Below are 22799 nucleotides of genomic sequence, written 5' to 3' on the forward strand. Positions count from 1 at the left end.
TGGATCAAGCCGGTCCAATCGAGCTCCAGATCTCGGCACTATGCAGCAGCCGCTGCGGCGGCGGGATCGCGACATCGGCGCGATGGATCGTGCAGCGAGCATCCCAGACCAGAAGATCGCCTTGCCGACCGACATGGCTCCAAGCGAATTCCGGGCGGACCGCGAAATCCCAGAGCTCGTCGAGCAACGCATCCGATTCGGCAAGCTCCAGGCCAACCAGATAGGCATGGCGTCGCGAGCCGAGCGCGAGCAGGGACCGCCCGGTATCGGGATGGATGTTTACCAACGGTTGCACGGTGCCGCTGGTCGCGGACTGAATGGACCCGACCGGCCAGAGCGGGGGACCCTCGTCTGCGGTGAGGAGTTGTCTCGCTTTAAGATGCGCAATCCGGCTTCTGAGCCGAGGCGGAAGTGCGTCATAGGCGGCATACAGACTGTAGAACGTGGCAGCTTTGCCGAGGGTTGCCCCAAAGGGCGTGTAGATGACGGCCGCATTTCCGAAGCGCCGGCTGAGCGCTGTGCGTTCATGATCGGATAGAGTCTGGCCGCGAACGAGCAGTACCTGATGTTTCAGCAGCGCCCGCATGAAGCCGGCAAAGGCCCAATCATCGAACGACCGCAGATCGACGTCGCGGACTTCGGCGCCGAGCGCTCTTGCGGTCGGGATGACCTCGATCAAGCTGCCTGACACCTTCTGCGCGACGTTGCGTCCGAGATTCACGCGCGATCTCCCTCGTTTTACTCAGTGAGGGAAATCAAAACACGGTAATTTGTCGGGCTTGTTTCGGCGGCGCGGCATTTCGCGGGAGGACTGCGCCGAGATCTGCAAATTGTCGGCGCAGTTCGGCGACATGAGTCAAAAGTTGGACGCGGATTAACGCAACCTTGCGTTAAGACGGCTTACGCTGGGCGTGCCGTTCCTTTGATCTGGGTCCGATGCATGATCCGCCTGGAATTGTCGTCGAACGGATCGCGCCGGTGCATGGTGCAGCGGTTGTCCCAGATGACGAGGTCACCGACCTGCCAGACATGCTCCCAGGAAAAATCGGGGCGCGCGGCATAGGTCCAGAGTTCGTCGAGCAGTGCCTCGGACTGCGAAAGCTCCAGACCAACCAGGTAGGCGTTGCGACGGCGACCAAGATAGAGCATTCGCCGGCCTGTATCGGGATGGATGCAGACCAGAGGATGAACCGCGCCGGGCGAGGTGCGCGGATCGTCCGTTGGCGTCACACCTTGACGTACGAAGCCGCCGCTGTTGTAGGTGCCGTCGTGCTTGATCTTCAGGTCCGCGATGCGGCGCTTCAACTCGTCCGGCAAGGCGTCGTAGATCGCATACATGCTGCAAAACGAAGTGTTGCCGCCGACTGGCGGGATCTCCAGGGCATAGAGTGCGCTCGCGATCGGCGGCATGTCGAGATAGGACATATCGGTGTGCCAGACCGCCTCGCCCGAGCCCAGGCTGCCGATCGCCTCGCCATTCTGCTTGACGTTGGAGACGATGTAGATTTCCGGCAGTCCCTCGACGAAGCGGCGACCATTCTCCTGCACTGGTGCCCAGTCGAGTTCGCCGAAGCGGCGGCTGAAGGCGATCAGATCCTGGTCTGATAAGGTCTGACCGCGCACGAGCAGCACGGAGTGCGCGTGGAAAGCGTGCAGGAAGGCGGCGAACGTCCGGTCGTCGAGGCGCTTGAGGTCGATATTTCTGACCTCCGCGCCGAGTGCCCGCCCGGTCGGAACGATCGTGAGCGACGCAGATTCATCTGCGCGAGGGGTATCGATGTCCATGACCGGATCCTCCGTTAAGAGCTTTGGATCCACCATAGCAGATTTTGCCGATCGGATGCGTCCGGTAAGCAGGGTGTTGCACGTCCTTCCTGTCCCGCGACGGTTATGATCCGTCGCCGAGAGAGTTCGCTTCGATGAAGCGCGACGGCAACCTCGTTGCGATTAGGCCGGCAGGTGAAGCCTCAGCCGTCCGATCAGTGGGATGGCTGCTGAAGGTCAGCCTCGAAATTGAAGCGATCGCGCAGGTTCTTCCGGGAGTCCAGGATGTCCTTTAGAAACGCGCGGTCGGTCTCGCTTGTCATCATCGGCTCGATCAGGTCGAGCTGGTTCATGGCGACGAGCTGCAGGATTTCGGTGCGCGGCTTGCCGCTCGCGTCCCGCGGCAACGCCTGCACGACCTGGATATGTTCCGGCGGTTTCGGTCCCTTCGCGGCCGCAAGTTCGCTCTGCAGCTGAGCCTCGAGCGAACTCCGGTCGGCTTCGACAAAGGCGTAAAGGCCGACCCCTGTACGGCGATCTGCAAAGGCCACGATCGCGGCGTCGCGGACATCGGAGTTCTTGCGGATCAGCTCCATCAAGACCGGAGCATCATTGACCAGACGGCGGCCACCGCCCTCGCGATCGGTGAAGTTGAAGATGCCGCGGGTAATCCCCCGATACACTTTCTTGCCGGTCATCAGCCAGATCCGGGCAAACGCTGACTTGCGCGCCAGGATCTTGCGTTCCTTCGGGGTCAAAGCCTCCGGCGCGTAGGTGCGCTTGTGCTTGAGCATGTGCCGCAGGTCTTCATAGGCGGCGATCCGAAAGAGACGGCTGCGCGTCGAGAAGCACGCCGCGAGCTGAAAATCGGTGACGTAACAGCGGCCGTCGCGGCTCACCAGCCAGTTCTGTTCCTTGGCGAGATCGTTATGCGTGATGCCCGCGCGATGCAGCCGGTGCAGCGCCTGCTTGGCCGAGCGGAAATAGGCGACATTGCCGCGCGGCTTGGCAAGATGCAGTGCGACGCCGTCGATGAAACCTCGCACCAGTGCACGGTTTCCGGCCCACAAGAGACCAGGACCAACATCGAGGTCCTTCGCCAATGTCAGTGCCTTGCGTTCCCTGGCGAACAGATGCCGCGCCAGCAGGAACGACCACCATGGCACTTCGTCGAGCCGGCGCAGTACGGCGTCGACCTCGCCGTCGTCCGTGCGAAAACGGCCACGCTCGACCGTCGAAAACACATCGCGCTTGAGCAAAACGCCATCGCTCCAGCGCGACGACAGCACCCTGGCGTCGTCCTTCGGCAAACTCATCGGAAACTCACGCAGCGGCTGCGATATGAAGATGGTCCGCGATCCAGCGGTCGAGATCGGCGAGGGCCCGGGCGCTGAGCGCCTGTTTTTTGGCAATCGTCTTCTCGTTGCCGCGCAGGCGCGTGCCGTCAGGCTTTTTGGTCGGCGCGCTCGCGAGCGGCGGGAATAGCCCAAAGTTGATGTTCATCGGCTGGAACGAGCGCGGGCCGGCATCGACGGTCTCGATGTGGCCCCCAGTGATATGGCCGAGCAGCGCGCCAAGCGCCGTGGTCGGCGGGGGCGGAGCAAGCTGCTGGCCACATGCATCGGCCGCGGCATAGAGGCCCGCGATCAAGCCGACGCTGGCCGATTCGACATAGCCTTCGCAGCCGGTCATTTGACCGGCAAAGCGCAGCCGTGGTTGTGCGCGAAGGCGCAACTGCTCGTCGAGCAGCTTCGGCGAGTTCAAGAACGTGTTGCGGTGCAGGCCGCCGAGCCGCGCGAACTCGGCGTTCTCAAGGCCTGGGATGGTCCGAAACACCCGCTGTTGTGCGCCATACTTCAGCTTGGTCTGGAAGCCGACCATGTTGTAGAGCGTGCCGAGTTTGTTATCCTGGCGCAGCTGTACAATCGCATAGGGCTTGACGGTTGGGTTGCGCGGATTTGTTAAGCCGACCGGCTTCATCGGGCCGTGACGCAGCGTCTCGTGGCCGCGCTCCGCCATCACCTCAACGGGCAGGCAGCCGTCGAAATAGGGAGTCTTGGTCTCCCATTCCTTGAAATCGGTCTTCTCGCCCGCGAGCAGCGCGGCCACGAACGAATCGTACTGCTCCTTCGTCAGGGGACAATTGATGTAGTCCGCGCCTGTGCCGCCGGGACCGACCTTGTCGTAGCGCGACTGAAACCAGGCCACCGACATGTCGATCGTTTCCTTGTGGACGATCGGCGCGATCGCATCGAAGAAGGCAAGCGCGTCCTCACCGGTCAGAGCCCGGATCGCTTCGGCGAGGGGCTCGGAGGTGAGGGGGCCGGTCGCGACGATGACATTGTCCCAATCCGCCGGTGGCAGGCTGGCGATCTCTCCGCGCCAAAGCTCGATTCGGGGATGTTCCTGCAGCGCCTTGGTCACCGCAGCGGAAAAGCCATCCCGGTCGACCGCCAGTGCGCCACCGGCCGGCACTTGGTTGGCATCGGCGGCGCGCATGATCAAGGAACCGAGTTTGCGCATCTCCGCATGCAAGAGGCCGACGGCGTTGTTTGCGGCGTCATCGGAGCGGAAGGAATTGGAGCACACGAGCTCGGCCGGCGAGGCGGTTCGGTGCGCTTCGGTCATCCGATCCGGGCGCATCTCGTGTAGAATCACACTGACGCCCGCTTCGGCGAGTTGCCAAGCAGCTTCAGAGCCGGCGAGGCCTGCGCCGACGACGTGGACGGGTTCGCGAAGTGATTTGGCGGTCATGGGCGGACAGGTAGCGCGTTTCCTGCTGGAGGGAAATGCGCCATGAGACGTCGATCACGCGGATCGATCGGAACTCCGGCCTCGGCCTCCCAAACGACAACGCCCGCCAGAAGGCGGGCGCTGTCCGTCAAGACGTCGGAACAGGCTATCAGCCGTTGTAGTGACCGGCGGCGACGCGCGGAATGTCAGCGCGGTCGAGACCGATGTCCGCGAGCTCGCGATCGCTAAGCTGCGACAGTTCGGCAACGTTGCGCTGATACTCCCGGAACGCCTGGATCATGCGAATGAGCGAGAGCAACATGAGAATCTCCTTGTATTCACGATTCAGCTTTTGGTCAGAGCCGTATCGTTGAAATGAATATAGATAGGATTGCTGCGATGCAGAAGCGCAAATGGTGCGCTGCAGCTAAACGATCAATGCATAGCTTTGGTAAGGGACCATTAGGGGATCGTGAAATCTCATAAATTAAAGTAACTTCAACACGTTGACGGTCTATCGAGCGAATCGGCCGGGTCACCCCAGGGGCAGACGGTCGGGCTCATCGCATTTTCTTGCGTAGGCTCTCCCGTATGAGTGAATTATAGTTCACTTCGCTGATGCATCGAGAGCCATGGACGAGATGCGAGCGGGCTCGGTCATCGGATTTTTCTGAGCCGACCTCCACGGAGCCTGAACTGTTGTCGGGCTTCATTACAGGCCTGTCATCGAAATACTTGGTCCTGCATGCGCCCTTGCGGCCGGCGCGCATCACATTTTCCTCGCGGCGAATTCATTGGGAGGCGGAACTCGTTATGCGACAAAATGTCGCATGGCCCGGCAATGGCGTCGGGGCCGGTCAATAACTGGGGAAATCGCATGAAGATGAAGCTCGTGGGCTCAGCCGTGTTGGTCGCTTCGCTGAGCGCAGTGCTGCCTGCGCAGGCCGCGAAGGTGGGCGGCGGTTGCAGCGGCGCAAATCTCGAGAAGACGGAAACGGCGATCGAGGCCATGGCCGATGGCGACAGCAAATACACGGCCGAAAAGGAAGTCGCTTTGGCGCAGGATGCGTTGCTCAACGGCAAGATGGGAGTTTGCGCCGTGCACCTGTCGAAGGCCGCGCAGGCCGGTTTGGCGAAATAAACGTAGCCGTTTCACTTAAGATATTCGGCCGATCGCCATGGCGATCGGCCTTTCTTATTTCCTAGCCGCCTATGGCGCGTGCGAGAGTTGAGTGGCGAACGCGGCGATGGTGCGGGCATAGACGTCGCTCTTATTCCACTGCTGCAGAACCGCGAAATTAGGACCGCCGGGTTCCCAATCCTTGCCGCGCTGCCAGCCATGGCCTTTGAGATAGTTCGCTGTCGAGGCGAGGACATCAGGCGCGCTGCGCATGAGGTCGCGCCGACCATTGCCGTCGAAATCGACTGCAAATTTGAGCCAGGAGGAGGGCATGAACTGGGTCTGCCCGATCTCGCCGGCCCACGCGCCGCGCATCTCAGTCGGTGACAGATCGCCGCGCTCCACGATGCGCAGAGCGTCCATCAGCTCGGCGCGGAACTCGTCAGCCCGGCGGCAATCGTAAGCCAAGGTCGCCAACGCGCGGATGGTCGGGAACTTGCCGATGTTGACGCCGAAATCGGTCTCCAAGCCCCAGATTGCCACCAGGACCTCGCCCGGCACGCCATAGGCCTCCTCGATTCGCGACAGCACCGAGCCATATTGCTTCAGCATATTGGAGCCGCGCATCAGCCGCGGCGGGATCATACGGCCCGAGAACTCCTCGAAGCTTTGCGTGAACACCTTCTGCGAATGATCGCGCGTCAGCACGCTTTGATCGAACGTCACCCCGTTCAGGCCTGCGGTGACGGCAGCTTGCGAGATGCCTTTTGCCGTAGCCTCCGTCTTGAAGTCGGCGAGCCACGCATCGAAGCTGCCACTGCCACAGGCCGCCGCTGCGCGTGCCGAGTCGAAGGGGGTGAACGCGAATGCCGCGCACAGGGCGACGGCGGGGAAAAAGCGAAAAGCGGACATCGAACGCACCTGGGATGAAATCATTTCAACCGGTATCACGCGGGTCGCCATGTTGGGCGTAACCGCGGCCAGACCATGGCCCACCCATCACGTTGCCGTATGGGACAGGCTGACCTGTCGGCGCAATCATATAAGGATTGCTTAACGCGCCGATAGCGACGCGCGTGGAATGCGGTCTTGAGCAAAGCGAGGCCGCCGCCGACCTCCTCGGCGGCGTAGATCTTGTCAGGGTTCATGGTGTCCTAGACGCCATCGTCCGACCGCCATGGGAACAAGTTGGCAGGGAAATCCGCGGCCGGCTTGCGCCGCGGGGGAGACGGCGGCGCCAGTCGTTCCGCGTTCGGGTCGACCGCGATCACCTCACGATAGAGGTGCCAGGTCGCGTGACCGAGCAGGGGGATCACCACCGCAAGTCCGAGGAAGAATGGGATCGTGCCGATGACCAGAAGTGCGGCCACGACGAGTCCCCAAGCCGCGACCGCAAACGGGTTCTTGGCGGTGACCCGGAGCGAGGTGACCATTGCTTCCAGCGCGCCCGCCCGGCGATCCAGCATCAGGGGGAAGGACACGACGGTGATGCAGAGCGTCAGCAGCGCAAATAGAAAGCCGGTGCCGCAGCCGACCGCGATCAGCCACCAGCCTTGCTCGGTGGTGAGGACGCGGCGGACGAAATCGCCAAAGCCGGTCGCCCCGCCATAGCCGAACACGGCAATATAGATCGTCTGCGCTATGGCCACCCAGGTGACGAACAGTGCCAATAGCAGCGTGCCCAATCCGAGCATCGCGCCGAACGAAGGTGAGCGCAGCACCTCGAAGGCATCCCAGGCCGAGCTCACCATCCCGCTTTCGCGTCGGCTGCTCAGTTCGTAGAGTCCGACCGCGGCGAACGGGCCGAGCAGGGCGAAGCCCGCGGCGAGCGGAAACAGCAGCGGAACCACCGAATAGCCGAACGCCGCGCGTGCGAGGATCAAGCCAAGCACAGGATAGATCGCGCACAGCATCAGCGCGTGGCTTGGCATCGCCTTGAAGTCGTCCCAGCCGAGCCGCAGCGCGCGCCACAGGTTGGAAAGATCGATAGTCCGGATGGTCAGCTCGGAAGCGACCGCGTCGCCTGGCCGAGCGTGTGATACGACATTGCCGTGGTAAGTCGCCATGGTCGTTCGCTCCCTTCATCCTGCCTTGCACGTTGCCGGAAGAGGCAGGCACGCCGGTTTCGGAAAGCTCGCGATCTGGCCAGGCGCGACGAACCGACGGATGGCCTCTCGCGAACTGAAGTCAGAAGCATACTCGAAATCATCATCCTCCGCGCTCACGGCTCGGTGACGGTGGATTATATCGCGTTGCACACAACGATGCGTCATTTCGCCGTCATTCCGCCTTGGGTAAGCTTCAACATTGGCCGCGCTGCAGGCGTTTACCGGCGGCGTGGCGGCGGTGGGCCCCGTTTCGTCGTCACGCAACAAAAGGCAGCCGATCAAGTTCTTCACACAAAGTCGAAATCCATTAGGAGCCATTGATGAGCGTCTTTGGAAAAATCATGAGCGCGATTTTCGGCCATCATGCCGAGGCCGCGCCGGCTGGCGGAGCAGCACCGACGCCAGGCTCGACGCCGGCTTCGTCGGCCGCGCCCGCTGCGCCAAGTTCCGCGCCAGCTGCCGCGCCGCAAAGCGTCGATGTCGCGGCCATTGTCGACAAGGCTGCCGCTGCCAAGCATGAGAAGCTGGAATGGCGGACATCGATCGTCGACCTGATGAAGGCCCTCGATATCGATTCGAGCCTCGCCGCCCGTAAGGAGCTGGCCAAGGAGCTCGGCTACACCGGCGACACCAACGATTCGGCAAGCATGAATGTCTGGCTGCACAAGCAGGTGATGGCAAAGCTTGCGGCCAATGGCGGCAAGCTGCCGCCGGAGATCAAGCACTAGGTCTCGTCTCGCTCGTCGAGTGGAACCCTGAAGGGCCCGCCTCGGTGCGGGCCTTTTTGTTGTGGCTGGATTAGCGAACATCCGGGTCTCTCCCGGTCGTCGGGTTCGTTGTAGCGCCTGAGGTACGTCTACGGAACCGTTCAGGCCGCGAGATCGCGGTATTCGGGATGCCGGCGCAGATAGACAGCGACGAAGCTGCAGCCTGCGATCACCTTCCGTCCCTCGGCACGGATCAGCTCCAGTGCGCCCTTGACCAGGTCAGAAGCAATGCCGCGTCCGCGCAACGCGAGCGGCGTCTCGGTATGGGTGATGATGACGGCCTGCGGCGTCAGCCGGTAATTGGCGAACGCGATCTTGCCCTCGACCTCGAGTTCGAAGCGGCTTTGTTCTCTGTTGTCGCGCACCGGCATTTGCATCTCTCGCATCACTGATGCCTTTATGTAAGCGGGCTGCTTGGGCCTGCAACGTCAGCTCTTCAGCGAAGCCGCGAGCATGGCGCGGACCGACCATGGCTGGCCATCGACCGCGCCTTTGATGTCGTCGATCTTCCATTTGTCCCCCTCGCGCACGAAGTCATAGCGGATGATCTGGTCGGCTTGGTTCTTGCGCTCGGTGCGGTGGCCCGTGAACGATACGGCGAGGGTCGCCCTATCGGCCTCCATCTTCTCCTGCGTGACCTTGAACGAGGCGACGTCCGGATCCTGCGAGTTGGTGACGGGATCGAAGTCGACAGGCCCCACATCGCCCTTCGGCGTATGAGCATCGGCCTTGGCCCAGAGTGCGATCAGCGCCTTCGACAGGAATTTCGCTTTCGCTGCTTTGCTATCGATGATGAAGCCGCCGCCCTCATCTCCCTTGCCGCGGGCAGCGCGGGTGTAGATCGCGGTGAGAATCGCGACGGGATCGTTGGCCATGGGCGCCTGCGCCAACACAGGCGAGGCGAGGAGCGCAGTTGTGGCGGCGAGAACGATACGGCGGTTGAGCATGGCTGTCCTTAATCAAAATACCGCGCGTGCCCCGATGTTGCAGGCAGCGCCCAAGGTTCGTCGTCGTGGTTTGTCGTGCAGCACGCCTTTCCGTTCGATGTCGCGGAACGGATCGGTGACATTGTCTTGCTGAGCTTGCAGGCGATTGCAGGAAGGAGATAAACAGAGGGTAAAGAGCGGCGCGGCCGCCGCGTCGTTCTTCCATGAGGAAATGCCATGAAGTCTGAGCTGTTCGGCATCGTCGCGACGGAACGTCCATGAGCAGCGGCGCGGCGATGGAATTCGCGCCGAACGGCGGGCTGCTTCGGATGTCGCGCCGGGTCATGAATCTCGCGCACATCGTGACGCAAAACGGCCGCAGGCTCGGCGACCGCATCGGCTTCGTGTGGGGGGAGCGATCGTGGACCTGGCGCGAAATTGACCAGATGGTCTCGGCGCTCGCCGCTGCGCTCGCTCAGCGGGGCCTCGTCAAGGGTGACCGCATCCTCGTGCATTCGAAGAATTGCGACGAGATGTTCGTCTCGATGTTCGCGGCGTTCCGGCTCGGCGCGGTCTGGGTGCCGACCAATTTCCGCCTGATGCCCGATGAGGTCGCTTATCTCGCCAGCGCCTCGGGTGCGAAAGCCTTCCTTTGTCATGGCGACTTTCCCGGCCACGCAGCGGCCGTGACCGGTCCTGCCTTCACTTGGCGCGTCGGCGAGGCCGGCACGTTCGGCGAGCGCGCGGTGGGCGAGGCGATGAAGGCGCATGCGGGGGTGAGAATTGAGAATGCCGCGGTGGAACACGACGATCCCTGCTGGTTCTTCTTCACCTCGGGGACCACGGGCCGCTCGAAAGCCGCGGTGCTGACGCACGGCCAGATGGCCTTCGTGATCACCAATCATCTCGCCGATCTCACACCGGGCACGACGGCCGATGATGCCTCGCTCGTGGTCGCACCGCTGTCGCATGGCGCCGGCGTGCACCAGCTGATGCAGAGCGCGCGCGGCGCCAAGACGGTGCTGCTGCCGAGCGAGAAGTTCGACATCGCGGAGGCCTTCCGGCTGATCGAGACGCATCGCGTCAGCAATCTCTTCACCGTGCCGACGATCCTGAAGATGATGGTCGAGCATCCCGCCGTCGATCAGTTCGATCATTCCTCGCTGCGTCACGTGATCTATGCGGGTGCGCCGATGTATCGCGAGGACCAGAAGCGGGCGCTGAGCAAGCTCGGCAAGGTCATCGTGCAATATTTCGGGCTCGGCGAAGTCACCGGCAACATCACCGTGCTGCCGGCGCCGCTGCATGAGGAGGAGGATGGGCCCGAGGCGCGGATCGGGACCTGCGGCTATGAGCGCACCGGCATGCAGGTGTCGATCCAGGATGACGCAGGACGCGAACTGAAGCCGGGCGAGACCGGCGAGATTTGCGTGATCGGGCCGGCGGTGTTCGCGGGCTACTACGACAATCCCGAAGCCAACGCGAAGGCGTTTCGCAACGGCTGGTTCCGAACCGGCGATCTCGGCCACATGGACGCGCAGGGCTTCGTCTACATCACCGGCCGCGCCTCCGACATGTACATCTCCGGCGGCTCCAACATCTATCCGCGCGAGGTCGAGGAAAAGATCCTGACCCATCCGGATATCGGCGAAGTCGCCGTGCTCGGCGTGCCCGATCCGGTCTGGGGCGAGGTCGGTATTGCCGTGTGCGTGGCCCGCGAGGGCATCACGGCTCCATCCGAAGCCGACATGGCCGGCTATCTCGCCACCAAGCTGCCGCGCTACAAGATGCCGAAACGGTTCTTCTTCTGGGATGCCTTGCCGAAATCCGGCTATGGCAAGGTGCCGAAGCGCCTGGTACGGGACGAATTGGTCGCGCGCGGGCTGCTTGACTTGACAACGAGGCAGGGCTGAAGCGCGATGCGTCAGGTTCGTCAACCCGGGCCGCCGGTCGCGGAGCGCATCCAGTGGGTTGCAGCGCGCGGCCGTGCGTTCAGTTTCACGGTCCCAACCGGTCTGTCGCTGCTGGAAGCGGTGCGGCAGGGATTTGCCGCCTACGGCTTTGCGGGTGGTGTCGCCAATATCGCCAGCGGCGCACTCGGTCCGTTGGCCTATGTGATGCCCGCGCTCTCGCAAACGCCGGAGCATGCGGCGTTTTACAGCGAGACGTACCGGCCGTCTGGGATCACACGGCTCTCGACGGCGACGATGACGCTGGGGATCCGTGACGATGCGCCGTTCTTCCACTGCCATGCGCTGTGGACGGAAGAGGACGGCCGCAAGGGCGGCGGGCATATCCTCCCTGAGGAGACGATCGTGGCTGAGCCGTTCGTGGTCGACGCCTTCGGCCTGGACCGCGCGGTCTTCATCGCCGAAGCTGATCCGGAGACCAACTTCAAGCTGTTCGGGCCGGTCCAAGTCGCGCCGAGCGATGCCGAGACGACCTGCCGCGCGTTCGCGCTGCGGCTGCGGCCCAACCAGGATTTTGCGGTCAGCCTGGAAGAGTTCTGCCGCGCCCATGACATCAACAGCGCTCGCATCTGCGGCGGGGTCGGCTCCACCATCGGCGCGCGCTTTGCCGACCGCAGCGCGGTCGAGGCGTTCGCAACCGAACTGACCGTAACCTCCGGTGCGATCGTCCCCGGCGAGAGCGGAAAACCAGAGGCCACCCTCGAGGTCGCGCTGGTCGACTACACCGGTGCGTTGTCCCAAGGCCGGCTGCTCCGCGGCGACAATCCAGTGCTGATGACGATGGAACTGGTACTGCAGGTTTTGGAGTAGGACCTCCGCGTTAGTTCTTGTTTTGTTCCATTGAAGGTGCCATTGTGCCTTACATTTTTCGGAGGTTGCGGGGACTGCGGCATGGCCAGGAAGCAACGTGAGATCAGGCTGCCCGCGCCGTACCTGAAACGGCTCTGGCTCGATCCGTCCCGCATTCCCGATCGCACCGCCTATCCGTTCTGCCTGCCGTTCCTGCAGGACGATTTCGAGCTTCGCTTTTCGCATGCGATCACGATCATCGTCGGCGAGAACGGCACCGGCAAATCGACGCTGCTCGAAGGCATCGCGGCGCTCGCCGGCTATGACGAGGCCGGCGGCGGCAAGGGTTATCGCCCCGTCGATCATTCCGAAGCGATTGAGATCATGGGCGGCGAACTGTCGACGGCGTTGCGGGCAAGCTGGCTGCCGAAGATCACCAAGGGCTGGTTCTTTCGCGCCGAGACCTTCTTCTCCGTCGCGAGATATCTGGATGCGGTCGGATATGGGCCGGATTTTCTGTCGCACTCCCACGGCGAAGGATTCCTGCGCTTTTTCGAAGAGCGCTGTCAGCGGCAGGGCATCTACATTTTCGACGAGCCGGAATCGGCGCTGTCGCCGAGCCGGCAGATGGAATTTCTCAAACTGATGCGGCGTATGGACGAGGCCGGCTACTGCCAGGTGGTGATGGCGACGCATTCGCCGATCCTCATGGCCTATCCCAACGCCACACTGCTGCGCCTGACCAAATACGGGTTGGTGCCGGTGCGCGTGCAGGACACCGATCATTTCAAGGCGATGCGCGAATTCTGCGACGATCCGCAAGGCTTCGTGGAGGCGGTGTTCGCGGAGTGAGGTTGCGACGCCATGCATTGGAATTGCCGTGTCGAGAGGAGCTTGCTCAGTTCGCCGTCATTGCGAGCGAAGCAATCGAGGACCATACGACGGCTCTGGATCGCTTCGTCGCTTTGCTGCTCGCGATGACGGAGACATACGACCAGTCCTTCCCGCGGCGTATCACGCCCGGGTTTTGCATCGGCGTTCGCTCCCCTCGAAAGAAGAGGGAGCAGGGAAGGCCGGGCATCGACTGATACCCGCGGCCCCCGTGCGTGAAGAAGTGCACGGGGCAGGAACCACAGGCTCAGCCGGATCGCTCCGGCCTTCCCTGCGCGATGGTTTGAGCGGCTGCTCCGAGCTCTCCCCGGGGACCGGCTTTCTTGCCCCCGTCTCCGCGTGATGCGAAGCATCATCGCGTCGCGACAACGCTGACGCGTTGCGCGGGCGTCAGCACCGGGACGCCAGGACCACACGGCTTGACCGTGCGCATCGGGATTGTTCGTCGGCATGAGATCAGTCACGCTGCAATCCGATGCGCCCCATCGCAGCCCGCACTCGACGTTCGTGACGATCGCGAAGCGTCCCTCATGTGAGGCGGGATGACATGAGTATGCATGAATTCTGAAAAAACGAAAGTGAAATATTTTCGCGGCAGGACCGCACAAGGGCGATCGCTCTGGACGACTTCGCGAAATCAGGTTTTCGGCGCAGATCGTTTTCGCTATCGAAGACGTCGCGAAGCGGCGATTTGCGCGTCCACGCGCCTGACGGGCAAACCACCCCGTCGCGGAAAGAGTCGTACATTTGAATAAGAACGGACGAGCAAGCATGCTGGATCAGAGCCGCCGCGACCAGTTGGAGCACATCCTGCTTGCGCTCGACGATCGGGCGATGGTGCTCGAAGAGCTCGACGGTTTCATCGCCGGCTTGCTGGTCTGTCCCGAGCCGGTTCCGATCGGCGAATGGTTCGCGGTTGCTTTCGGCATGGCCGGGGGCCCACGTCGGTATTCGACACGATCGACCAGGCCAATCGGGTTCTCGGCCTGGTCACGAACTATTACGACGATGTCGCGCTTACCCTTGCGCGACAGCCGGAAAGTTATCGGCCGCTGTTTCCCATCGATGAGCGCAATGGCGACGTGTCGTGGGAATTGTGGATGGAAGGCTTCGCGGCGGCCATGGATCTGCGTCGCGGCGCGTGGACGAAGCTTCTCGATGTCGGGGGCGAAGTAACCGCAGCCACGGCGGGCCTGTTCATGTTGGCCGATATCGCCCGCGAGAACCGCCATGAGCTGCCGGAGGATGAGGTCGCGCGCTTGACGCGGCAAGCGCCGAGGCTGATCCCGCAATGGATCGTGGCCTTATATAGGCATCGCCTGAACAAGCCCGAACCGGTACGCAGCCTTGCCGATCAGCCCGCCCCGTTCGTCCCTGGGCGGAAGATCGGCCGCAATGAGCCATGCCCCTGCGGTTCCGGCAAGAAATACAAGCGCTGCTGCGGCGCGAATTGAACCGCACTGCGGTCACCGGGCCGTGCCGAGATGATTGCGGTCCGTGACTTTTTTGTTGCGGCGCCGATATCGCCTGTAAGATGATGGCAGGACGCGCTCGGCGCGGCGTAACAAGAACGATCGAGGAAGCGATATGAGGGTAACAATGGCCAGGGCCGTCGCGGTGCTGGCGGCAGTTGCGGTGGCCACGACGGCGTTGACGGCAGCGTGGGCGCACGGCCCCACCCGGCGCAAGGTCCAGGAGCACGTGGAGATCAACGCCCCGCCGGCCAAAGTGTGGGCCGTGATCGGCAATTTCCAGGACATGAGCTGGCTTGGCCCCGTCGCTAAGACCGAAGGCGAGAAGGGCAACGAGATCGGCGCGACGCGACGCCTCACGCTCAAAACCGGCGCCACGATCGAGGAGGAACTCTACAAATACGACGCCGAGAAGATGAGCTATTCCTACCGGATCACCGCTGTCGATGTGAAGGTGCTGCCGGTGACCAATTATTCGTCCACCATCACGGTGTCGCCGAGCGCCGACGGCAAGGGCAGCCTGGTCGAATGGGCCGGTGCCTTCTATCGCGGATATCCCAACAACGATCCGCCGCCGGAGCTGAGCGACGAGGCGGCGATCAAGGCGGTCACCGACCTCTATCATGATGGCCTCGACGGACTGAAGAAGAAGGTCGAGAGCGGAAGCTGACCGGTGCGGGCTCTGCTGATCGCGGTCTGCCTCGTGCTCTCTGGCGCGGTGCAGGCGGAGGAAGCGTTCGTCACCAATCAGCTCAGCGATGACCTCACCGTGGTCGATCTCGCGACGTTGCGGCCGTTGGCCACGATTCCGATCGGCGGCAAGCCGGCCGGGGTCGCGGTGGCGCGCGACGGCCGATTTGCCTACGTGACCAGTCCCGACGACAAGGCTGTCAGCATCGTCGATGCGGCGGCACGGCAGGTGACGGGGCGGATCGAGGTCGGCGGCGGACCTCTCGGAGTTGTGGTCGCGCCGGACGGTGCCAAGGTCTATGTCGCGGACTGGTACGCGGCGGCGATCCGTGTCGTCGATCCCAAAGCCCGAGCCGTGGTCGCGAGCATCGCAGTCGGCGCCTCGCCCTCGGGGCTCGCGCTCACGCCGGACGGCAAGCTGCTGCTGTCAGCGGACCGCGACGATGACAGCGTCTCCGTCGTCGACACCGCGACGCGCGAGCGCAAGGCTGTGATCAAGGTCGGCACACGGCCGTTCGGCGTCACCATCGATGCCGAGGGCCGGCGTGCCTACACCGCGAATGTCGGCTCCAACGATGTCTCGGTGATCGACCTTGCTGATAACAGCGAGGTCGGGCGGGTGAAGGTCGGGCTAAGGCCCTATGCGGTCGCGCTCGCGCAAGGCAAAGCCTTCGTCACCGACCAGTACGACGGGACCGTCAGCGTGTTCGACCTGGCGAGCCTTAAGCCGCTCAAGCGCATCACCGTCGGCGACTATCCGGAGGGAATCGCGGCAACGGGTGACGGCCAGCGCATCATCGTTGCGAACTGGGAAAGCAACACGCTCAGCATCATCGATGCCGTTGAGCTGAAAGTAGTGAGCGAGGTCAAGGTGGGTGACGGCCCGCGCGCGTTCGGGGCGTTTCTGCGGCGGTGAGGGCGCCGCGCAAGCGTACTTGGCACAGTCCCGTAGGGTGCGCAAAGCGAAGCGTGCCGCCTATCTTCGCCACGGCAAGCATGGTGGGCACGGCGCTCTTTGAAGTCCGACAACCGCCACCGCAATCTCCTCCATGTGCTCGAACACCACATCAGGCCGGTGCGCGATCAGCGCTGGTCGCGCCGCATAGCCCCAGGTGACCGCGCCGCAGGTAATGCCGGCGGCGCGCGCGGCCTCGATGTCGCGGATCTCGTCTCCGATCGAAATCGCCTGCGCCGGTTCGAGCCGGGCGCGCCTCAGCACGCGGCGAAATTTCTGTGCCTTGCCGAAGACCGATGCAGAGCAATCGAAATCGGCAAACAGCGCGGCCAGCGGCCCGAGCTTCTGTCGCGCGTTGGCTTCCGTATCGGAGGAGACCAGCGCGAGAGTGACACCGTTGGCCACGAGCGCGCCGAGCATGGTGTCGACGCCATCGAACAACGGAATGGTCGCGGCAGCAGCAGTCTTCAGCTTGCGCATGTGGCGCGCGATCAGCGGCAGCTTCCACATCGGCACCTCGAGGAAGTCCAGGATCTCGCGGGTCGAGGCGTGCCGCAGCGTCTCCACGTCCTCTTCTTGCACGCGGCGGAAACGATAGCGGTCGGCAACCAGGTTCACGGTGCGCGCGAACCAAGGGAAGCTGTCGACCAGCGTGCCGTCGAGATCGAAGATGGCGAGGGAATAGGGCATCAAGGGCAGGCGAGACTCTCGTTGGACAGCTACGTTACTCTTTCGCGCGTGACAAGCCGAAGAATGGTCAGCTCCCAGCGATCCGATCGCGCCTTCGTCGCCGCCACACCTGCACTGTTGCTGCGAAGGCGCGCGTGCGCGGGGACCCATAATCCCGGAGCTCTCGTTGGACGTGAGATGTCGCTGCAACACAGCGGCGGCGGTGATCATAGGTCCCTGTGTCTGGAAAGTCGGCTCAAGGCCGGGACGACAGTTCGCATGCGGCAGGCAATGAGGGTCTGATCGCTGTCCCATGTTGCGAAAGTAAGATCATCATCACGGCCCATCACCTTCGCTCACGTCTTTTGTGCGGTGGCAGACGGAACGCTCCCGCGGTGCAGCGGTTGACCTGTCACACAGCCAAAGGAGCATTCACATGCTACGCAAGACACAATTTGCCGCAGTGGCGGCCGCAACCCTGATCGCCGGAACCGCCGGCGCGTTCGCGCAGGGCTATGCCCATTATGACTCGATGGCCTGGGTTCCCGGTCCTGGCTATGCCGCCGGCCCGGCTGACAGCTATGACGCCGTCCCGCCGCGGCCGACCTATTACCGGAGCTATGGCTGGAACGGCTACGGCACCTACGGTAACGGCACGAACCACCCGACTCCGGGCTCGACCCAGGGCGACGTCGGCCCACAGGGCAACAACAACGGCACGGTGACGGGCGTCTATCGCTACCAGCCTTGGTGACACCGGCAAGAGTGATTAGCTCAACAAAGACCCGCCGCTCGTGACCGAGCGGCGGGTCTGTTCGGTGACCTCTTAGGCTTCTAACTCACTCCGCCGCTTCGCTGGCACTGCCGCTGCGCTTCTTCGGCTTCGATGACTTTTCCAGCACCGGCTTCAGGAACTGCCCGGTGTGGCTGCGCGGCGCCTTGACGATGTCCTCCGGCGGACCCCAGGCGACGATCTCGCCGCCGCCGTCGCCGCCTTCGGGGCCGAGATCGATCACCCAGTCCGCCGTCTTGATGACTTCGAGATTGTGCTCGATCACCACCACCGTGTTGCCCTGCGCGACCAGCTCGTGCAGCACCTCCAAGAGCTTTTTGACGTCGTGGAAGTGCAGGCCCGTGGTCGGCTCGTCCAGGATGTAGAGCGTGCGGCCGGTCGCGCGCTTCGACAATTCCTTGGCGAGCTTGACGCGCTGCGCCTCGCCGCCGGACAGCGTGGTGGCTTGCTGTCCCACATGGATGTAGTCGAGCCCGACGCGGTGCAGCGTCTTGAAGGTCTCGCGCACGCGGGGCACCGCCTTGAAGAACTCGGCGGCTTCCTCGACCGTCATGTCGAGCACATCGGCGATCGACTTGCCCTTGAACAGCACATCGAGCGTCTCGCGGTTGTAGCGCTTGCCCTTGCAGACGTCGCAGGTGACGTAGACGTCGGGCAGGAAGTGCATCTCGATCTTGATGACGCCGTCGCCCTGGCAGGCCTCGCAGCGGCCGCCCTTGACGTTGAAGGAAAAGCGGCCGGGCTCGTAGCCGCGCGCCTTCGCTTCCGGCAGGCCGGCGAACCATTCGCGGATCGGCGTGAAGGCGCCGGTATAGGTCGCAGGGTTCGAGCGCGGGGTGCGGCCGATCGGCGACTGGTCGATGTCGATGATCTTGTCGATATGCTCCAGCCCCTCGATGCGATCGTGCGGCGCGGCCGCCTCGTTGGCGCCGTTGAGCTTGCGGGCGATTGCCTTGTAGAGCGTGTCGATCAGCAGGGTCGACTTGCCGCCGCCGGAGACGCCGGTGATGCAGGTGAACAGCCCGAGCGGAATCTCGGCCGAGACGTTCTTGAGGTTATTGCCGCGCGCGTTCACCACCTTGATGGTGCGGCGATGGTTCGGCGGGCGCCGCTCCGGCACCGCGACCTCGAGCTCGCCGGTGAGATATTTGCCGGTCAGCGATTTCGGGTTGCGCATGATCTCGGCGGGCGTGCCCTGGGCGATGATGTGGCCGCCATGCATGCCGGCGCCGGGCCCGATGTCGAGCACGTAATCGGCAAGGCGAATGGCGTCCTCGTCATGCTCGACCACGATCACGGTGTTGCCGAGGTCGCGCAGGCGCTTCAAGGTATCGAGCAAGCGGGCATTGTCGCGCTGGTGCAGGCCGATCGAGGGCTCGTCGAGCACGTAGAGCACCCCGGTCAGGCCCGAGCCGATCTGCGAGGCCAGGCGGATGCGCTGACTCTCGCCGCCGGAGAGGGTGCCGGAGGAGCGCGACAGCGTCAGATAATTGAGGCCGACGTCGAGCAGGAAGGTCAGACGCTCGCGGATCTCCTTCAGGATGCGTGCGGCGATCTCGCTTTGCTGCGCATTCAGGCTCTCCGGAACGTCGGCGAACCATTCGCCGGCAGCCTTGACGCTGAGATTGCTGATCTCGCCGATGTGCTTGCCGGCAACCTTGACGCACAGCGCCTCGGGCTTGAGCCGGTAGCCGTTGCAGGCGGCGCAGGGCACGTCGTTGAAATATTTGCCGAGCTCTTCGCGCGCCCATTCGCTCTCGGTCTCGCGGAAGCGGCGCTCGATATTGGTGATGACGCCCTCGAACGGCTTCTTGGTGTCGTAGGAGCGGACGCCGTCCTCATAGGTGAACTTGATCTCGTCGTCGCCGGAGCCGTGGAGCAGGGCGTTCTGCACCTTCTTCGGCAGGTCCTTCCACTTGGTGTCGAGCGTGAACTTGTAGAATTTGCCGAGCGCGGTCAGCGTCTGCAGGTAATAGGGCGACGACGACTTGGCCCAGGGCGCGATGGCGCCCTTGCGCAAGGTGATATCCTTGTCGGGGATGACGAGATCGGCATCGACATGCTGCTCGACGCCGAGGCCGCCGCATTCCGGGCAGGCGCCATAGGGATTGTTGAAGGAGAACAGCCGCGGCTCGATCTCGGGAATCGTGAAGCCGGAGACGGGGCAGGCGAACTTCTCCGAGAACAGGATGCGCTCGGGCCCGCTCTTGTCGTGGATTTTGGCGGTCTTCTTCTTCTCCTCGGCCGGCGCCGAGGCGGGGGCATCCGCGAACTCGATCACCGCCAGCCCTTCGGCCAGCTTCAGCGCGGTCTCGAAGCTCTCGGCGAGCCGCTGGCCGATGTCGGAGCGCACGACGATGCGGTCGACCACGACGTCGATGTCGTGCGGAAACTTCTTGTCGAGCGTGGGCGCCTCGGCCAGCTCATGGAAAGCGCCGTCGATCTTGACGCGCTGAAAGCCCTTCTTGAGATATTCGGCGAGCTCCTTCTTGTACTCGCCCTTGCGTCCGCGCACGACCGGCGCCAGCAGATAGAGCCGGGTGCCCTCGGGCAGCGCCAGCACGCGGTCGACCATCTGCGACACGGTCTGGCTCTCGATCGGCAGCCCCGTGGCGGGCGAGTAGGGCACGCCGACGCGCGCCCACAACAGTCGCATGTAGTCGTAGATCTCGGTGACGGTGCCGACGGTGGAGCGCGGGTTCTTCGAGGTCGTTTTCTGCTCGATCGAGATCGCCGGCGACAGGCCGTCGATCTGGTCGACGTCCGGCTTCTGCATCATCTCCAGGAACTGGCGCGCATAGGCCGAGAGCGATTCGACGTAACGGCGCTGGCCCTCGGCATAGATGGTGTCGAAGGCGAGCGAGGATTTGCCCGAGCCGGACAGGCCGGTGAACACGACCAGCTTGTCGCGCGGGATCTCGACGTCGATGTTCTTCAGATTGTGCTCGCGCGCGCCACGAATGGTGATGGCGCGGAGGCTGGACGGGTTGCCTTGCTGACGCTGCTTGGCCTTAAGCACTTCATCCATTGCGATTCGTCCCACGGCGCGGCTTCCGGCGCCATCGTTGCGGCGCGCAGACCCGCACGCCTCAGGTTCAGGCGCGCTCCGCCGGGAACCGGCCATCGGACGCCAAAGGAGAAGGTAGACCTGGAACGTAGGAAGAACGGCGGTGGATTTCCAGTGCCGTCCGCGAATCATCAACAATGCGCTGGCGGAATGGCAGTCCGTGGCAGCAGCGCCAATCGAGCCACCTGGCACAGACAGGCGAACTCGCAAAGAAAAAGCCTCCGCTCGCGGGAGCGGAGGCTTCGACCGTGGCCCGTAAAGGCCAGCGATTCTTAGAAGTGGTAGTTGATGCCGACCTGCACCGAGTGCAGGTTGAGGTCGCCGGACGGAACACCGAAGTAGGTCTCGCCGCCGAAGCTCTTGTAGAGGTACTCGGCCTTGACCGACCACTTCGGAGCGAACAGAACTTCGACACCAGCGCCGACGGTCCAGCCGCTCAGGAACTTGGATTCGGACGCGGTCGCACCGAGGGTGGTGAGCGAGAGCTTGTTGTTCGCCCAGGCGTAGCCGCCGGTGCCGTACAGCAGCACGGTGTTGAAGGCGTAGCCGATACGGCCGCGGACGGTGCCGGTGCTGTCGATCTTGTCGGTGAGAGTCAGGCCGAGCCCGCTAACCGATGCGTTGATGTCAGCCCAAGCCGCGTCGGTCTCGAGACCATAAACCAGGCTGCCAGCCTGCCAGTTGTAGCCCAAGGTACCGCCAGCGAAGCCGCCCTTGATCGACGGGCTGCCGCTGTTCTCAGAGGCATAGCCGCCCATGCCGCCCAGATAGAAGCCGGCCCAGGTCGGCAGCGGCGCCATCACCGGAGCCTTGGTGTAGGTGCGCGCGGCCAGGTCAGCGGCGACGGCAGGGGCCATTCCCAGCGCGGCAAAGGCCACAGTCGTCAGCAGAATTTTCTTCATAATTTTCAGTCCCATTCTTCCTCGTCGCTCCCGCCATAGGTGTGACAGGAACGTACCCGTTCAGATTGACGGAACCGCTATAACCGAGGTCTGCTCGAAAAACCGTCACTTCCGGGCCACAGTCGTGTCCAAAGCACGCCATTGGGAGCAAAAACCGGAAAGGCTTTGCAGCTCAGCCACATCTTCTGCAGGGGGCCGAAACGGCCGCCGCCCGGCCGACGAAAAAGGCCGGCGTGACGCCGGCCTCTGAATTCGACCTGCTGCGCGATCGATCAGTAGCGGGTCAGCGCCGGGCCGCCGAAGCGGTAGTTGACGCGCACGGTCGCCATGTCCACGTCCTGCTTGATCGTGTCGGTGCGGGCATTGGCGACGGCGGTGGCCGGGAAGCTGACGTTGCGGCTGCCCATGAACAGGTGATCGTACTCGAGCGCCACCGACCAGTTCGGGGCGAAGCCATACTCAAGGCCGGTGCCGACGGTGCCGCCCCAGCGTGTTTCGCTCGCCGAATCGATCTCCGCACCGGTCAAGGTGGCCAGCCCGCGATACTTGTTGTGGGTGACGGCAGCGCCGCCCTTCACGTACCAGAGCACGTTGCCCCAGGCGTAGCCGACCTGACCGGTGAACAGGCCGATCGCATCGGTCTTGGTCTGGTTGGTGACGCCCGCGGCCAGCGCTGCCGTACTGACATTGGAGGACTTCAGGTCCGTCCAGTCGCCCTGTGCTTCGAGGCCGAACACCCAGCTCGCGGCCTGCCAGCGATAGCCGATCTGTCCGCCGACCACGCCGCTGGTGGCGTTGTGGCAGCCCTCAGGTTGTGTGACCGCCAGCGGCACGCCGGCAACGTTGTTCAGCGTCCAGCAATTATGGCTCCAATCGGCGCCACCGTTCGCGCCGATATAGAAGCCGGCCCAGGTCGGCAGCGGCGTCACGTAGGCCGGCGGAGCCTTGGTGTAAGAGCGCGCAGCCAGGTCAGCGGCGAAAGCAGGCGCGATCCCGACGGCCGCGAAGCTCGCAGTCAGAAACAGCATTTTCTTCATTGTCGTCTCCAGTCCCATTGATCCTCTTCCGGACCCCACAGTCCGGTCCCACCCAAGTGGCTGGAGCAGAATTCTAACGAAGTCGCCTTTCAAAGCTGTCACCGCCGTGCTGCATCGAGCGGAAGCTGCTGATCGTGCTTAAGGAT

22 protein-coding genes are annotated in these 22799 nt (G+C 63.4%); 9 read left to right on the top strand and 13 right to left on the bottom strand.

The window, feature by feature from the left end; all coding sequences use genetic code 11:
• Positions 1-4: 4 nt before the first annotated feature.
• The 5 genes from QX034_RS28260 to QX034_RS28280 all read right to left on the bottom strand — a co-directional run bounded on the left by QX034_RS28260 (position 5) and on the right by QX034_RS28280 (position 4819).
• A complete protein-coding gene (locus QX034_RS28260) occupies positions 5-721 on the bottom strand; it encodes a TauD/TfdA family dioxygenase (RefSeq protein ID WP_315704114.1) in 717 nt (238 codons plus the stop codon).
• A gap of 179 nt (positions 722-900) precedes the next feature.
• Positions 901-1785 (bottom strand): TauD/TfdA family dioxygenase, encoded by an 885-nt coding sequence (locus QX034_RS28265; protein WP_315704113.1) that lies wholly within the window; start codon positions 1783-1785, stop codon positions 901-903.
• Positions 1786-1979: 194 nt separating this feature from the next.
• Positions 1980-3080, bottom strand: coding sequence for an AMP-binding enzyme (locus QX034_RS28270; protein WP_315704112.1), 1101 nt, complete (start codon positions 3078-3080; stop codon positions 1980-1982).
• 7 nt (positions 3081-3087) lie between these two features.
• Complete coding sequence (gene trmFO, locus QX034_RS28275; RefSeq protein WP_315704111.1) at positions 3088-4518, bottom strand: methylenetetrahydrofolate--tRNA-(uracil(54)-C(5))-methyltransferase (FADH(2)-oxidizing) TrmFO; 1431 nt, start codon at positions 4516-4518, stop codon at positions 3088-3090.
• A 148-nt stretch (positions 4519-4666) separates the two neighbouring features.
• A complete protein-coding gene (locus QX034_RS28280) occupies positions 4667-4819 on the bottom strand; it encodes a DUF1127 domain-containing protein (RefSeq protein WP_315704110.1) in 153 nt (50 codons plus the stop codon).
• A gap of 555 nt (positions 4820-5374) precedes the next feature.
• Between QX034_RS28280 and QX034_RS28285 the strand changes: the two genes are divergently transcribed.
• A complete protein-coding gene (locus QX034_RS28285; RefSeq protein WP_315704298.1) occupies positions 5375-5638 on the top strand; it encodes a hypothetical protein in 264 nt (87 codons plus the stop codon).
• A gap of 69 nt (positions 5639-5707) precedes the next feature.
• Here the strand turns inward: QX034_RS28285 and QX034_RS28290 are convergent, their stop codons facing one another.
• Both QX034_RS28290 and QX034_RS28295 read right to left on the bottom strand, forming a co-directional pair.
• Positions 5708-6529: a lytic murein transglycosylase gene (locus tag QX034_RS28290; RefSeq protein ID WP_315742254.1), complete on the bottom strand. Its 822-nt coding sequence runs from the start codon at positions 6527-6529 to the stop codon at positions 5708-5710.
• A gap of 242 nt (positions 6530-6771) precedes the next feature.
• Positions 6772-7683, bottom strand: coding sequence for a DUF2189 domain-containing protein (locus QX034_RS28295; RefSeq protein ID WP_315751169.1), 912 nt, complete (start codon positions 7681-7683; stop codon positions 6772-6774).
• A 362-nt stretch (positions 7684-8045) separates the two neighbouring features.
• Between QX034_RS28295 and QX034_RS28300 the strand changes: the two genes are divergently transcribed.
• Positions 8046-8453, top strand: coding sequence for a DUF3597 domain-containing protein (locus QX034_RS28300; protein WP_315704107.1), 408 nt, complete (start codon positions 8046-8048; stop codon positions 8451-8453).
• 140 nt (positions 8454-8593) lie between these two features.
• On the opposite strand, the gene QX034_RS28305 is transcribed toward QX034_RS28300, so the two are convergent.
• On the bottom strand, positions 8594-8869 hold the full coding sequence (locus tag QX034_RS28305) for a GNAT family N-acetyltransferase (protein WP_315704297.1): 276 nt from the start codon (positions 8867-8869) through the stop codon (positions 8594-8596).
• Positions 8870-8920: 51 nt separating this feature from the next.
• Positions 8921-9439, bottom strand: coding sequence for a DUF3828 domain-containing protein (locus QX034_RS28310; protein ID WP_315767818.1), 519 nt, complete (start codon positions 9437-9439; stop codon positions 8921-8923).
• 257 nt (positions 9440-9696) lie between these two features.
• On the opposite strand from QX034_RS28310, the gene QX034_RS28315 reads away from it, so the two are divergent.
• The 6 genes from QX034_RS28315 (at position 9697) to QX034_RS28340 (ending at position 16146) form a co-directional block, all read left to right on the top strand.
• Complete coding sequence (locus QX034_RS28315; protein WP_315767819.1) at positions 9697-11331, top strand: acyl-CoA synthetase; 1635 nt, start codon at positions 9697-9699, stop codon at positions 11329-11331.
• A gap of 6 nt (positions 11332-11337) precedes the next feature.
• Positions 11338-12198: a PCC domain-containing protein gene (locus tag QX034_RS28320; RefSeq protein WP_315704103.1), complete on the top strand. Its 861-nt coding sequence runs from the start codon at positions 11338-11340 to the stop codon at positions 12196-12198.
• 81 nt (positions 12199-12279) lie between these two features.
• Positions 12280-13029 carry an AAA family ATPase gene (locus QX034_RS28325; protein WP_315704102.1) on the top strand — a complete coding sequence of 250 codons (750 nt, stop codon included), beginning with the start codon at positions 12280-12282 and terminating at the stop codon, positions 13027-13029.
• A gap of 944 nt (positions 13030-13973) precedes the next feature.
• Positions 13974-14522, top strand: coding sequence for a UPF0149 family protein (locus tag QX034_RS28330; RefSeq protein ID WP_316196180.1), 549 nt, complete (start codon positions 13974-13976; stop codon positions 14520-14522).
• A gap of 133 nt (positions 14523-14655) precedes the next feature.
• Positions 14656-15210, top strand: a complete 555-nt coding sequence (locus tag QX034_RS28335; RefSeq protein ID WP_315704100.1) for an SRPBCC family protein — start codon at positions 14656-14658, stop codon at positions 15208-15210.
• A 3-nt stretch (positions 15211-15213) separates the two neighbouring features.
• Positions 15214-16146 (top strand): YncE family protein, encoded by a 933-nt coding sequence (locus tag QX034_RS28340; RefSeq protein ID WP_316189656.1) that lies wholly within the window; start codon positions 15214-15216, stop codon positions 16144-16146.
• Between the two features lie 60 nt (positions 16147-16206).
• Here the strand turns inward: QX034_RS28340 and QX034_RS28345 are convergent, their stop codons facing one another.
• On the bottom strand, positions 16207-16875 hold the full coding sequence (locus QX034_RS28345; protein ID WP_315742250.1) for an HAD-IA family hydrolase: 669 nt from the start codon (positions 16873-16875) through the stop codon (positions 16207-16209).
• Positions 16876-17290: 415 nt separating this feature from the next.
• Here QX034_RS28345 and QX034_RS28350 point away from each other — a divergent pair, with 415 nt between their 5' ends.
• A complete protein-coding gene (locus tag QX034_RS28350) occupies positions 17291-17608 on the top strand; it encodes a hypothetical protein (RefSeq protein WP_315704097.1) in 318 nt (105 codons plus the stop codon).
• Positions 17609-17693: 85 nt separating this feature from the next.
• On the opposite strand, the gene uvrA is transcribed toward QX034_RS28350, so the two are convergent.
• From uvrA to QX034_RS28365, 3 genes are all read right to left on the bottom strand, one after another.
• Complete coding sequence (gene uvrA / locus QX034_RS28355) at positions 17694-20675, bottom strand: excinuclease ABC subunit UvrA (protein ID WP_316189657.1); 2982 nt, start codon at positions 20673-20675, stop codon at positions 17694-17696.
• A 311-nt stretch (positions 20676-20986) separates the two neighbouring features.
• A complete protein-coding gene (locus QX034_RS28360) occupies positions 20987-21616 on the bottom strand; it encodes a porin family protein (protein ID WP_315704296.1) in 630 nt (209 codons plus the stop codon).
• 272 nt (positions 21617-21888) lie between these two features.
• Positions 21889-22653 carry an outer membrane protein gene (locus QX034_RS28365; RefSeq protein WP_315704093.1) on the bottom strand — a complete coding sequence of 255 codons (765 nt, stop codon included), beginning with the start codon at positions 22651-22653 and terminating at the stop codon, positions 21889-21891.
• Positions 22654-22799 lie beyond the last annotated feature (146 nt).

Source organism: Bradyrhizobium sp. SZCCHNR3119, from assembly GCF_032487775.1.
In the GTDB taxonomy this organism is placed as follows: domain Bacteria; phylum Pseudomonadota; class Alphaproteobacteria; order Rhizobiales; family Xanthobacteraceae; genus Bradyrhizobium.

Bases quoted from the DNA above. Each gene is read 5' to 3' on its own strand.
- QX034_RS28265 (WP_315704113.1), bottom strand. From the start codon at position 1,785: ATGGACATCGATACCCCTCGCGCAGATGAATCTGCGTCGCTCACGATC.
- QX034_RS28270 (WP_315704112.1), bottom strand. From the start codon at position 3,080: ATGAGTTTGCCGAAGGACGACGCCAGGGTGCTGTCGTCGCGCTGGAGC.
- trmFO (WP_315704111.1), bottom strand. From the start codon at position 4,518: ATGACCGCCAAATCACTTCGCGAACCCGTCCACGTCGTCGGCGCAGGC.
- QX034_RS28280 (WP_315704110.1), bottom strand. From the start codon at position 4,819: ATGTTGCTCTCGCTCATTCGCATGATCCAGGCGTTCCGGGAGTATCAG.
- QX034_RS28285 (WP_315704298.1), top strand. From the start codon at position 5,375: ATGAAGATGAAGCTCGTGGGCTCAGCCGTGTTGGTCGCTTCGCTGAGC.
- QX034_RS28290 (WP_315742254.1), bottom strand. From the start codon at position 6,529: ATGTCCGCTTTTCGCTTTTTCCCCGCCGTCGCCCTGTGCGCGGCATTC.
- QX034_RS28295 (WP_315751169.1), bottom strand. From the start codon at position 7,683: ATGGCGACTTACCACGGCAATGTCGTATCACACGCTCGGCCAGGCGAC.
- QX034_RS28300 (WP_315704107.1), top strand. From the start codon at position 8,046: ATGAGCGTCTTTGGAAAAATCATGAGCGCGATTTTCGGCCATCATGCC.
- QX034_RS28305 (WP_315704297.1), bottom strand. From the start codon at position 8,869: ATGCAAATGCCGGTGCGCGACAACAGAGAACAAAGCCGCTTCGAACTC.
- QX034_RS28310 (WP_315767818.1), bottom strand. From the start codon at position 9,439: ATGCTCAACCGCCGTATCGTTCTCGCCGCCACAACTGCGCTCCTCGCC.
- QX034_RS28315 (WP_315767819.1), top strand. From the start codon at position 9,697: ATGAGCAGCGGCGCGGCGATGGAATTCGCGCCGAACGGCGGGCTGCTT.
- QX034_RS28320 (WP_315704103.1), top strand. From the start codon at position 11,338: ATGCGTCAGGTTCGTCAACCCGGGCCGCCGGTCGCGGAGCGCATCCAG.
- QX034_RS28325 (WP_315704102.1), top strand. From the start codon at position 12,280: ATGGCCAGGAAGCAACGTGAGATCAGGCTGCCCGCGCCGTACCTGAAA.
- QX034_RS28330 (WP_316196180.1), top strand. From the start codon at position 13,974: ATGGTTCGCGGTTGCTTTCGGCATGGCCGGGGGCCCACGTCGGTATTC.
- QX034_RS28335 (WP_315704100.1), top strand. From the start codon at position 14,656: ATGAGGGTAACAATGGCCAGGGCCGTCGCGGTGCTGGCGGCAGTTGCG.
- QX034_RS28345 (WP_315742250.1), bottom strand. From the start codon at position 16,875: ATGCCCTATTCCCTCGCCATCTTCGATCTCGACGGCACGCTGGTCGAC.
- QX034_RS28350 (WP_315704097.1), top strand. From the start codon at position 17,291: ATGCTACGCAAGACACAATTTGCCGCAGTGGCGGCCGCAACCCTGATC.
- uvrA (WP_316189657.1), bottom strand. From the start codon at position 20,675: ATGGATGAAGTGCTTAAGGCCAAGCAGCGTCAGCAAGGCAACCCGTCC.
- QX034_RS28360 (WP_315704296.1), bottom strand. From the start codon at position 21,616: ATGAAGAAAATTCTGCTGACGACTGTGGCCTTTGCCGCGCTGGGAATG.
- QX034_RS28365 (WP_315704093.1), bottom strand. From the start codon at position 22,653: ATGAAGAAAATGCTGTTTCTGACTGCGAGCTTCGCGGCCGTCGGGATC.